Annotated in this window: 7 protein-coding genes; 2 read left to right on the top strand and 5 right to left on the bottom strand. The window is 68.3% G+C overall.

Features of this window, described 5'->3' with window-relative positions; genetic code table 11:
• Positions 1 to 14: 14 nt before the first annotated feature.
• Positions 15 to 1,094: a Zn-dependent alcohol dehydrogenase gene (locus tag OG974_RS14970; RefSeq protein WP_327283195.1), complete on the bottom strand. Its 1,080-nt coding sequence runs from the start codon at positions 1,092 to 1,094 to the stop codon at positions 15 to 17.
• 34 nt (positions 1,095 to 1,128) lie between these two features.
• The gene (locus OG974_RS14975) at positions 1,129 to 2,001 is read right to left on the bottom strand and encodes a MaoC/PaaZ C-terminal domain-containing protein (protein WP_327283196.1); all 873 of its coding nucleotides are present in this window, start codon (positions 1,999 to 2,001) and stop codon (positions 1,129 to 1,131) included.
• A gap of 265 nt (positions 2,002 to 2,266) precedes the next feature.
• On the opposite strand from OG974_RS14975, the gene OG974_RS14980 reads away from it, so the two are divergent.
• Positions 2,267 to 2,683 carry a DNA-binding response regulator gene (locus OG974_RS14980; protein ID WP_327285631.1) on the top strand — a complete coding sequence of 139 codons (417 nt, stop codon included), beginning with the start codon at positions 2,267 to 2,269 and terminating at the stop codon, positions 2,681 to 2,683.
• Positions 2,684 to 2,796: 113 nt separating this feature from the next.
• Positions 2,797 to 3,225 (top strand): hypothetical protein, encoded by a 429-nt coding sequence (locus OG974_RS14985; protein WP_327283197.1) that lies wholly within the window; start codon positions 2,797 to 2,799, stop codon positions 3,223 to 3,225.
• A gap of 23 nt (positions 3,226 to 3,248) precedes the next feature.
• Here OG974_RS14985 and OG974_RS14990 read toward each other — a convergent pair whose 3' ends face one another.
• The 3 genes from OG974_RS14990 to OG974_RS15000 are packed head-to-tail and all read right to left on the bottom strand — an operon-like array spanning position 3,249 to position 11,295.
• Positions 3,249 to 3,587, bottom strand: a complete 339-nt coding sequence (locus OG974_RS14990) for a YcxB family protein (RefSeq protein ID WP_327283198.1) — start codon at positions 3,585 to 3,587, stop codon at positions 3,249 to 3,251.
• A gap of 3 nt (positions 3,588 to 3,590) precedes the next feature.
• Positions 3,591 to 4,091 carry an SUKH-3 domain-containing protein gene (locus tag OG974_RS14995; protein WP_327283199.1) on the bottom strand — a complete coding sequence of 167 codons (501 nt, stop codon included), beginning with the start codon at positions 4,089 to 4,091 and terminating at the stop codon, positions 3,591 to 3,593.
• Positions 4,033 to 11,295, bottom strand: a complete 7,263-nt coding sequence (locus tag OG974_RS15000) for an RHS repeat-associated core domain-containing protein (RefSeq protein WP_327283200.1) — start codon at positions 11,293 to 11,295, stop codon at positions 4,033 to 4,035. Before OG974_RS15000 ends, OG974_RS14995 begins: the two co-directional genes overlap by 59 nt.
• Positions 11,296 to 11,329 lie beyond the last annotated feature (34 nt).

Below are 11,329 nucleotides of genomic sequence, written 5' to 3' on the forward strand. Positions count from 1 at the left end.
CTACCGGATTCCTCTCAGAGTTCGATGCAGGTGCGCAGGGCCACGCCCGTGCGCATCTGGTCGAGGGCGTCGTTGATCTCGGCGAGGTGCACCCGGTGCGTGATCAGGCCCGCCAGGTCCACCCGGCCCGCCCGCCACAGCGCGATGGTGCGCTCGTACGAGCGGAGCACGTCCCCGCCCCCGTACATCGACGGCAGGATCTTCTTCTCGTCGAAGAACAGCGAGAACATGTTGATCGAGTAGTTGTCGTCGAGCGCGCCCGCACCGACCACGACGACGGAGCCGCCGCGCCGGGTCATTTCGTACGCGGTGTGCGTGGTCGCGGACTTGCCGACGACTTCGAAGACGTAGTCGAAGCCCTCGCCGGCCGTGATCCGGTTCTTGGCGTCGGCGAAGGCCTCCGGCGCGACGGCCTCGGTGGCGCCGAAACGGAGCGCCGCCTCGCGCCGGGAGGCCACCGGGTCCACGGCGATGATCTGCGCCGCGCCCTGCACCTTGGCGCCCTGGATGACGGAGATGCCGACGCCGCCGCAGCCGATGACGGCGACCGAGGACCCGGCCTCCACCTTGGCGGTGTTGATGGCGGCGCCGAGACCGGTCGTGACCCCGCAGCCGATCAGCGCGGCGATGTCGTAGGGCAGGTCGTCGGGGATCGGCACGGCGCACGCGGCCGGCACCACCATCTCCTCGGCGAAGGTTCCGGTGCCCGCGAAGCCGAAGACGTCCCCGGCCCCCGAGCGGCGGAAGTTGGGCGTGGCCACGTTCGCGAAGGACTCCAGGCACAGGTGGCCCTGGCCGCGCTTGCAGGCGGGACAGTGCCCGCACGGCGGCAGCCAGCAGACGAGGACCCGGTCGCCGATGTGGTGGGTGCTCACCCCGTCACCGACGTCGACGATCTCGCCCGCGCCCTCGTGGCCGGGGATGAAGGGGGCGGGCTGCGGCAGCACGCCGCTCATCGCGGAGAGGTCCGAGTGGCACAGGCCGGTGGCCCTGATGCGGATCCTGACCTTGCCGGGGCCGAAACCCGCGGTCTCCATGTCGTCGACGACTTCGAGCTTGTCCTGGCCTATCTCGCTCTGCAGTGCTGCGCGCACGGTGCGGCTCCTTGTGTGTCGCGAAGGTCGGGCGTTACGCGTGTTCGACGACGGTGTCGGCGAGGACCGGCGCGTCGTCCCGTTCGACTGCGGTCACCGAGACCCGGACCCGGCCGGGCTCCTCCCACATCCGGATCCGCAGGGTCTCGCCCGGGAAGACGATCCCGGCGAAGCGCGTGCGGTAGGCGCGGACCCGCGAGACGTCCCCGCCCAGCGCCGTGTCGACGACGGCCTTGAGGGTCATCCCGTACGAGCACAGACCGTGCAGGATCGGCCGGTCGAAGCCGGCAAGCTTGGCGAATTCGGGGTCCGCGTGCAGGGGGTTCCAGTCTCCGGACAGCCGGTACAGGAGCGCCTGCTCCTCGCGGATGTGCCGCTCCTCGACCCGGTCGGGTGCGCGCTGGGGCAGCTCCTCCGTCACGGAGGGGCCCCGCTCGCCGCCGAACCCGCCTTCTCCCCGTACGAAGATCTGCGCGTCGCTGGTCCACAGGGGCCCGTCGGCGTCCGCGACCTCGGTACGCAGCACGATCACGGCCGCCTTGCCCTTGTCGTAGAGGGCGGCGACCCGCGCGCTGGAGGAGGCCCGCCCCTTGACGGGGATGGGCCGGTGCAGCTCGATGGACTGGCCGCCGTGCAGGACGTTGGCCAGGTTGACGTCGATCCCGGGTGCGGCGAGGCCGCCCAGCATGGCCATGCCGGCACCGGCGACGGTCGCGAAGCTGGGCAGGACGTGGAGCTTGGACTCCAGGGTGTAGCGCAGCTCGTCGGGGTCGGTGGCGGGGCTGGCCTTGCCGGGGTTCGTGCCCGCGCCGAGTCCGAGGTGGTAGAGCTGGATGTCCTTGTGGTCCCAGGCGATCTCCCCCTGGCGGGGGTCTGCGGCGAGGGCCCTGGCGGCATCGATCGGCATTGAGGATGCTGCTCCTTGTTCGGTTCCCACTTGCTTGGAAGAGCTTGGAAGCGCTTGGAAGACCTCGGTGCGGCCGTCCGCACCGTCGGCCACACCGAGGTCGTCTGCGGGACCGGTTCTAGAACGCGTTCTAGGATCGGTGAGGCATGTATAACGCACGCCCCACCAGTTGGGAAGACTCCTGACTCCACGTCAGAGTGGCTTTGGCCGGGGCGTGTTGCCGGACCCGCAGAGGGCGGGGCCCTAGGCTGACGGGGTGGACGAGATGCCCCGGAATTTCCGTACGACGAGGTCGTTGCGGGTCCTGCTGGCGGAGGGTCCGGGCATGTCGGCCGGCGCGCTGGCGGTCCTGCTCGGGCTGGAGCCGGACCTCGACGTGGTCGCCCGGGTCGCACCCGGTGCGGACGTGGGCGCGGCGGCGCTGACGGCCTGTCCGGCGGTGGCGCTGGTGGACGCGGACCGCCCGGACGTGCTCGCTGAGGTGGCGGCGGTGTGCCGCGAGGCCCCGGAGTGCCGGGTGCTGCTGCTGGCCGGTTCGGCCCGGCCGGGCCTGGTCGAGGGGGCGCTCGCCGCGGGAGCGGCGGGGGTGGTGCTGCGGGACGACCCTCCCGGGGCGCTGGCCGAAGCCGTCCGCCGCGCCGTGACGGGCGAGGCGGTCACGGACCCGACGCTCGAACCGTAGTGAAGCCGGGCGGGACCCCCGTTCCCGGCCACCGATTGACGAATTCCGCCGCAGCGCTGCTCCACGTACCGGGCCAGGATGGGGCTCCCGCAACCTGGTTTCGTGGAGGAATCATGCGCGTATCCGTCCTGCCCGCCGCCCTTGCGCTGGTGGCCGCCACGCTCGCCGCAGGAGCGGCTCCGGCCGCTGCCGACACCGCGGCCGGCCCGGTCCTGACGGTCGACCTGGAAGCCGGCACCGCCGCCCTCCACCACAACACCGCGAGGGTGACCTACGCGCGCGTCGACGGCGAGGTGAACTCGGTCAGGATCATCTCGGTGGAGATCGTCAGCGGCGAGCGCGACTGCGCCTGGGTGTCGTGGAACGACCCGCACAACGTGAACGGCTGGTCCAACCTGACCAGCGAGCCCTCCTGCAACGGCACCGGCCTGGTGGAGTCGCCCGACGAGGTCATCAAGGCGCCGGCCGGCCACCCCCTCAAGGTGCGCCTGGCCGCGGACCACGGCTCGGACGTGGTGCACAAGGACATCGAGAAGCTCTGACCGGGGGCGGGTGGGCCCGGTCGCTACGCGCCGTCGCCGGCCCGCGCGTGGGCGAGGGCGGCCAGGAGGTCGCTCTCTTCCGGGCCGGTGAACAGCCGCTTGGGCAGCACCACGAGGCAGGTCCGGCGGCGCGAGCGGCCCGTGAACACGTGCAGCCGGGGCGTCTCGTGGTACGAGCGCACCTCGTCCCAGACGATCCGCTGCGACTCCCCGCCGCGGGACACCTCGATGCCCGCACCGTCCACCACGGCCCGCTTCTCCTCCTCGGCCCGGCCGGCGCGGAAGCCCCGGGCGACCGCCCACCGGGGCAGGACCAGCAGCACGACGAGGCCTTTGGCTTTGTGGCGACGCCATGCCCCCAATCATTACCCCTCGCCAAGCACCTCAGCATCGTAGCCAAGCAGCATCTTCTCGAATGCCTCCGGGACCTGCCCATAAGTGGTGGCAACGCCGCTGCCCAGCGCAATCACGGCACCATGCTCGTCGATCGCAAGGAAAGCCACCCCTTCCGCGCGTTCCCCGATCGGGAAGAGAGACAGCGCCAGTTCCTCGCCCCACTCAAGGAAGACCTCCTCTTCGCCCTCGCATACCGACGGGTCGAGCAGGAACGGCTCTCGGGCGCACTCGACACCCGGCCCCGAGAACATGAATCGCAGTCCGCCGAACTCTGCCAGAAATGCTCGTGCCGCAGTATGCGCCGTCAGCCCGCCATCTTCCAGCAGCGCAACCCAGCCTTCTACGTCTACGGACCGTCCAGGCTGCCAGCCGGCAGCCCGGAGCTCCTCCACCACTGCAAGGGAATATTCGTTATTCAAGGTCAGCGAGTCCAATGATTCCGTCGACATCACCCAATTGGCCGAGGTCATCCATACCTCCCACCGTCGTGAAGTCTAGTTCGAAGGCATCCTCAAGTGCCACGCAGCTGTCACACGGACCGACTCGCCCCCCCTGGTCCTTGTGTGTCAGGTTGTTACGGATCTTGACCGCAGCAACCCGTCCACCAGTCGGATTCTGGCCAGCGTCCAATGCCTGCGAGATACAGACCGGCAGACCACACTTTCCATGCACGCTTCCAGCAGCCCGGTCAGCCGTAGGCACCGCATCCAGAACTTCTTGGACCAGGGGATGAAGCGGACGCTGCTCGCCGCTGCTAGTGGCCGAGTAAACCCGACCATTGGAGAGTTCCAGTGACTCGGCGACCTTCGGACGAGATCGGCTCGAGAAGTTCTTGTCCAGCGTGGTCTTATTGGCCAGTTCCCTGGCCTCTTCCAGGACTCCGCTCCCATCAGACGAATCAGCCCCGGATGCACCGCCCTCGCCTGCCGGCGTCTTCGGCGTACCTGCGCCCGGCTCGCTCGGAGCTGTCGTGTCCGGGGCGTTTTCGTGTGGGGTTTCCTTCGCCGACGGGGTCGGGACGTCGTCGTCTAGGAGCTTCTTTAGTGGTGCGGCGCTGCCTTCAGCGGCCTCTGCCGCCTTGGCAGCGGCACGAAATCCCTTGACCAGCTTGAATGCCCCGACACCGTCCATGAGCATCGAGCCGATGACGCCCGACCAGAACCCCTGCTGGTACCTCTCGGAGGTCGTGTCGATGCCGAAGAGTTCGGCGGTGGGATGGTCGCCCCAGAGGTTGGGGATCTTGTAGTCGCTGCCGTCCCAGCCCGTCCAGTCGTTGAAGTCCTCGTTGTCGCCGTTCCAGATGTCGACGCAGTTGTCGAGGGCCCAGCCGCCCGGGTTGATCCAGAGTTCGTTGCCGCCGCCGGAGACTCCGTCGATAAGGCCGCTGAGGTAGTCACCGGCATCGCTGAAGATCGAGAGGCCGGAGGGGTCGCTCGCGTTGATGGGGTCGTTGCCTGCGTAGGCGTAGCCGCCCATCTGGTTCGGGTCGCCGGCTTCGAAGACCGGGTCACACGTGAGGAAGCGGCCTATGACCGGGTCGTAATTGCGGGCGCCGAGGAGGCTGAGGCCGGTGGCCGTGTCCGTGGGCTGGCCCAGATAGCCGCGGTTGTCAGCCCAGCTCGGCGGGGCCGGGCCACGCTGGGCTCCGTACGGATCGAAAGCCCTGCGGGTGACGTTGAGCGTGGCCGCGTCGACCTGGAGCTGGGACGTGTTCTGCGGGTTGGTTGCCTGGTAGACGACGGTGCCGGTGGAGGAGCGGGTGATCTTGGTGCCGTCGGGGCCCTTGTAGTTGCGCAGCCCTGCGACCGTGGTCGACGTCTTGTTCAGGGTGAGCTGTTCGGCGCCCCCGAAAAGGTAGAGCGTGTCGCCGTCCGGCCCTCGCTGGATCAGCAGTTCGCCGTCGGCGTCGTACAGGTAGTTCGAGGTCTGCGTTCCGCCGACGGGCTTGGGCGTGACGACGGTGTCGGTACGACCCTTGGCGTTGTAGGTGAACGTCTGGGTCGTGGCCGCGGCCGCGCCGACCTTGGTGTCCCGGCTGGTGGTGTTGCCCACGGCGTCGTAGTGCGGGGTGAGGGTGGTCGTGCCGTCCGGCCCCGTGGTGGTGATCGTGGTCGCCGTGTTGGGCTGGGCGGCCGGTGTGGTGCCGTTGCCGGGGTAGGTGATGTTCTGGGTGACGTTCTTGAGCGGGTTGCCCGACGTGTCGTGCTTTACCTGCTGGGTTCGGTCGCCGAGCAGGTTGTACGTGTAGTTCTGCCAGTACGGGTTGGGTCCGCCGATCGTGGCGGCTGTCGGCTGTGCGGTGTTGCACTTGGATATCTGGCCCGGCTTCGCGGCTGCGAGGCCCTTGGTGTCCGTCCATGCCTGGGCCAGGCGGTTCTGCCCGTCGTAGAGGAAGCACTGCGTGTCGGTGCCGGTGACCGCGCCGCCGCTGGACTGCACCGTGGACGTACCGGTGAGGTTCCCGGCCTCGTCGTAGGCGTAGGTGGTGGCGTCGATCGGGCTGTTGCTGCTGGTCTGCAGGCTCACCGTGTTGGTGGCCAGCCGGCTGGTCGCCTGGTCGTACGTCTGGGCGGTGCGGAACTGCTTCCCGTAGACGCCGTAGGTGGACTGGACGACCTGGCCGAGCGGTGTGTAGATGGTCTTGTTCAGGTACGGAGTCGTGCGGGAGCCGAACTCCGTCTCAAGGCCCTGGAGGTTGTAGCCGTAGCCGACCGTCTCGGCCGGTAGCCCGCTATCCGCCCCGAAGGTGGTGGACTGCAGCAATCCCACGGTGGGGGTGTACTCGGCACTTGCCGTGTAAGTGCCGGCGAGCTTGCCCTCCGTCGCCGGGATCACCATGGTGGAGCCGGTGGGCTGGTAGGCCGTGTTGTAGCCGTTGATCTTCTTCGTGTAGGCCTTGCCTCCGACTCCGCCCACGAAGCGGGTGGACGAAGTCTGTCGCCCCTTGAGGAGGGTGTCGTACGTCCACTCGGCCAGCTTCTTGGACTGGTCGGTGGTGCTGGTGCCCTCGTACTCACCGGTCTTGCGGCCGAGAGAGTCGTAGGTGGTCGAGACGCTCTTGCCCAGCGCGTCGGTGCTCAGGACCTGCCGGCCGAAAACGTCGTAGCCGAAGGTCGAGAGGCCCGTGTCCGGGTCGGTCTGGGAGGTCTTCTGGCCGAGGAGGTCGTATGTGTAGGTCCACTTGTTGCCGACGGTGTCGCTGATGGACTTGACCTCGCCGGCGGGCGTGTACGTGTACGAGGTCTTGGTGTCGGCGGCAGCCGCCTTGCCGGCGGTTCCCGAAGACCAGATGGCGGTGCCCGCGGCGTTGTACATGCGGAAGTTGCCATCGCCCTTGACGATGGCGAATCCGCCAGTGGCACCGGCGGTACCCGTGCCGGAGGTCCACAACACCGTGCCGGTGGTGCCGGTGACGACCAGGTTGCCGTCGGCGCGGACCGTGGCGCTCGCGCCCGGGTTGCCAGCAGTGCCCGAGGACCACAGGGCCTTGCCGTTGGCGATGCCCGTCAGGACGAGGTTGCCGTCGGCCTGCATGTCGAGCCGGACGCTCTTCGACGAGAACGTCGTACCCGACTGGATGACGGTGCCGGCCGTCAGCTTGCGGTCAGCGGTGGTGTCGAGGGTCTGGGTGGCCGTCGTCTGACCAATGGCATTGGTGTAGCTGGCCGCCGCCTGCCCGCCCTTCGGCGGCGTGCTGATCGTTTTGTCGACGCCTGGGTAGGACGTGGTGGCCTCCCAGAGCTTGGCCCCCTTCGACCACTGCTGGGCGGCCGTGACCCGGCCCTGGCCGTCGTAGACCTGGCGGGTCTGGTTCGGGACCGTGTTCTCGGTCTCCACCCACAGCGTGGTGCCCGGAGCCGTGGTCGGGTCCGCGTACGTCGCGATACTAGAGGCCGTCCACCCGTGGCTGTCGTACGAGGTGGACGAGATCAGTCGGCCCGCAGAATTGTCCGCCGTCGTCGACTGCTGCTGGCGAACGCGCAGCAGCCCATCGTAGAGGGTGACGGACTTGCCGTAACTCCCGTCCTCACGAAGCGTCTCCGTAGTGACGGCCGAGGGGTTCGGGCTGTCACCGGCGCCATTGACGGAGTAGGCGAACTTGCGGTCCGGAGTCTGGGTGGCCCGGTCGCGGCCCGGCGTCCAGACCGCGGTACGCCGGCCCAGGGTGTCGTAGGTGCTGCTGGTGACACGTCCGTTGATGTCGACCGACCGCTTGTTGAGACCGCGTGTCGGGGACACATCCGTGGTGGTGGTCCAGTTGTACGGCTGGGGGTAGGTCGTGGTGACCTGCGTCGGCAGCGTGCCCGAGGCAGGGGAGAACGCGGTGGTGGTGACCTGGGACGCCACGTCGATCTGCTTGGTGACGCGACCGTAGTCGTCGTACACCACGCCACCGTTCGTCTGGAATACGGGATTGCCCGCACCGTCGTACTTGGTGACGACCTGCACTGCCGTTACCTGACCGACCGAGTGCGTCTTGCCGTCAGAGGCCCAGGCCTGGCCCAGCTTCCCGTAGGTACCCGGGCTGGTCACGGAGCCGTCGCCATCGTAGAAGATCCGCTTGTGGCTGAGGGTCGTGTCCTTGCCGGGCTTGGTGCTGCACGGGCCCGAGACCGAGAGGATCTCGCTCGGGTGCATCAGCATCATCGGGTTGTCCGCCGGCGCCGATGCGTAGTCGGTTGTGGTGCAATTCTCCTGCTCGGGGGCGGTGACGTCACCCTTGTCATCGACCTGGTGCACCCGGCCGAGGCTGTCGTACGTCGTCACCTTCTTGGAGGTGCGCCAGCTGCCGCTGGACAGCAGGCCCATCGACCGGTTGGTCACCTCCGTCGAACGACGGGACACCAGATCGGGCAGTGTGGAGAGAGATGCCGGCGCCGGGTCCTTCGAGGTCCAGGCCGTCCGGGTGCTGGAGCCGGTGTCCAAGGTGGCGAGCGGTCCGTTGAGGGTTTTTGTGGTGACCGTGCCGCCAGCGGCGGTGAAGGTTTGCGACTCCAAGGTGGCACCAGCCAGCCAATCGCTGTCGGGGAAGGACTCGCCCAGCGAGTTCGTCACCGACACCGATCGCTTGGTGCCGTCCTGCTTGTAGTCGCCGTCCATGCCCTGCAGGTACGTGGAGACTGTCTGGGTGATCGGGTCCGGAGCCACACCGGACGTCGTGGTGACGGTGCGGTACCCACGGAAGTCGTTCCACGTCCGGTACTGGTCGTCGGTGAGTTCGGAGTCATCGCGGTGCCAGGCCGCACCACCGTCGTAGGCGTAGCCGGTGACCTTGGCCGGCGAGCCTGCCTTGGTGAGGTCGCTGTTGACCACCTGGGTGACGAGCGTCTTGACGAACCAGTCGGCCACGGGCTCGGCGGCACCCGGCGGGAACCAGTTGACCGGGTAGCAGGCCATCGTGTTGGCGTCCGCCGACGCCGGCATCGTGTTCTTGGTGCGGGAGCACTCGGGGTCCCGGTAGGTGACCGCCGAGGACTCGCCGGACTCCGTCCGGACACTGGAGATCCGTGGACGGTACAGCGGTGGGGCCGCCGGTTCCAGGCCGTCGACGCGGTTGTCCATCTCGATGCCGGTGAACGTGACCGGGTCCAACGTCAGGGGGGTATCGCCGCCTGCCGTGGTGTCACGGCCGGTGTGCTGGATCGAGGACAGCCACATCACCGACTGGAGCATGCCGGCGCTCTCCGTCTTGCCGGTCTTTCCGGTGACGGGGTCCATCACACCGCCCGCGTCCGAGAAGACGTGGGTCAGGGTGTAGGCGTCGACGTCCTGCCAGTCGGCGCCGATCTTGACCTGGGTTGTGATGTCCTTGAGGCGGTATGTGGACCAGAAGGTGGGCGAACCGAAACGGCAAACGTCGTCGCCCTCGCCCTCGGTCTTGTAGCTGGAGGGGCAATTAATGTCGTACGGGACGTCAGGCCAGTTCTTGGCCGTGTCCTTCGACAGGTTGTCGCCCGTGCACACCGTGTCCGAAGTGGTGCACCGTTGCTTCGTGCCGAAGTTGATCCGGGCCGCGGGGTCCTTGCCGGCGACGGCGTCTGCGAGCTTGTAGCCGTAGGAGATGCGGGTCAGGTAGCCCGAACGGGTGTACTGCGTCAGGGTTCCGCCCTTGCCGTCCTTGACGACTTGGCCGTAGCCCATGTTGTAGTAGTTCGACTCGGTCGCGTAGTCGTAACGCTGGACGTTGCCCTGCGGGTCGACGACGAAGTCGAGGTTGAATCGGTAGCCGACCTGCTTGTCGCACTGCGACGCATTGCCCTTGGACGAGCTGTAGCAGGGGTCGTCCGACTTGGGGTGGTAGAGCGGCACGCCCCAGGCGCTGTTGGTCGCGGTGTCGCCGGACGCGCCGGGCGCGTGGTTCAAGCCGAGGTAGTAGGCGGTGCCGTCGGGCGTGGTGACCTTGAAGTACTCGCCCTCCCAGAGGTCGTTCGTCGCACCGGTCAGCCGCTCGATCTTGGTGCCGTCGTCGGATTCCAGCCGGTAGACGCCGTCACTGCCGCGCACAAGCTGTCCGGTGTGGGCACCGAGCGACAGCGTCGCGTTGTAGCCCGCCCAGCACAGGTCGCCGGAATTCTCGATTCCTGAGTTCTTGCAGGGCTTGTAGGAGCGCTCGATGAAGCCGGGGGTGTAAGCCCAGCCGTCACCGATCCAGGAAGACTGCGAGTTGCGGGCCGAGGTCTTGCCGTCTACGGACTGCGAGTTGTAGGTGAGTGCCACGGACGGTGCGGTTCCGCCCAAGGAGGGCGGGACCGCGACGGGGTAGTTGTACGTGAAGGCCCCGGAGGCCGACTGCGCCCACGATCCCGAAGCCGAGAGAGAGGTCGCGCCATAGTCGCCTTGCGAGCCGGCCGTGCCCGACACCGCGGCGACGGCGACGGCTTGGCTGCTGGCAGCCGCTGCCATCGTCCGCTGCTGCCCGGACAGGACCGCGTCCTTGAACGGTGCCGCGCTGGTGCCGAGATTCACGTCGGCGGTGAGCCGCTGGTTCTTCGGATCGTTGGCCGTCTGCAGCGGCTGCTGGACGCGGCAGGCCGCGACGTCGGGAGTGGTGAGGGCGCACCCCGGCAGGGCCACGAGGTGCAGTCGTGAGGCCCAGCCGCCGCCGTAGGCGTCTGCCAGCGCGCTGTAGTCAAGGCCCACAGAGACCTTGCCTCCGGCGGCGACACCGTCGGCCGGTGTGAGGCCGACCAGCATTCCGTTCACGTTGGCCGAGGCGGCCCGCTTCCGGTCTGCCGTCTCCACCCGGACGGTGGTGGGGCTGCTGTTGGCGGCGGGTGCGTTTGCCGACCCGGTCGTCGAGCGGGCGGTAGCCGCAGACGCCGCCGGCGCGATCCAGACGGGTGATGTTCCGGCCTGAACCGGTGCCCCTGCCGGGGCCATACCGCTTTCCACCGACTTGCCCATGCCGCGGACCTGCTGGGACGGGTGGGCGACCGTTACGGTCTCCGTCCGTGCGGCGGGCCACTTGGGCGTCTTGGGCACGTGCGCACGCATCTCACGTGCACCCTGGGGTACGCGGGTCACCGCGGACTTGGCGGCCTGGCCGACCGGATGTCCCTTGACCACAGGCAGGTCGGGCAGTTCACCGTCCTGCCAGGATTTACCGGTGTAACGGTATCCGCCGACCGTGTCCGCTCTGGCGAGCGGCACGACAAGTGACATCGCGGCCGTCATGGCCACGACAGCATATGCCCGTCTCCGCCGGCCT

It is taken from the genome of Streptomyces sp. NBC_00597 (assembly GCF_041431095.1).
In the GTDB taxonomy this organism is placed as follows: Bacteria; Actinomycetota; Actinomycetes; order Streptomycetales; family Streptomycetaceae; genus Streptomyces.

Excerpts from the sequence above, each read along its gene's own strand:
- OG974_RS14975 (WP_327283196.1), bottom strand. The coding sequence starts at position 2,001 with ATGCCGATCGATGCCGCCAGGGCCCTCGCCGCAGACCCCCGCCAGGGG.
- OG974_RS14980 (WP_327285631.1), top strand. The coding sequence starts at position 2,267 with ATGCCCCGGAATTTCCGTACGACGAGGTCGTTGCGGGTCCTGCTGGCG.
- OG974_RS14985 (WP_327283197.1), top strand. The coding sequence starts at position 2,797 with ATGCGCGTATCCGTCCTGCCCGCCGCCCTTGCGCTGGTGGCCGCCACG.
- OG974_RS14995 (WP_327283199.1), bottom strand. The coding sequence starts at position 4,091 with ATGACCTCGGCCAATTGGGTGATGTCGACGGAATCATTGGACTCGCTG.
- OG974_RS15000 (WP_327283200.1), bottom strand. The coding sequence starts at position 11,295 with ATGACGGCCGCGATGTCACTTGTCGTGCCGCTCGCCAGAGCGGACACG.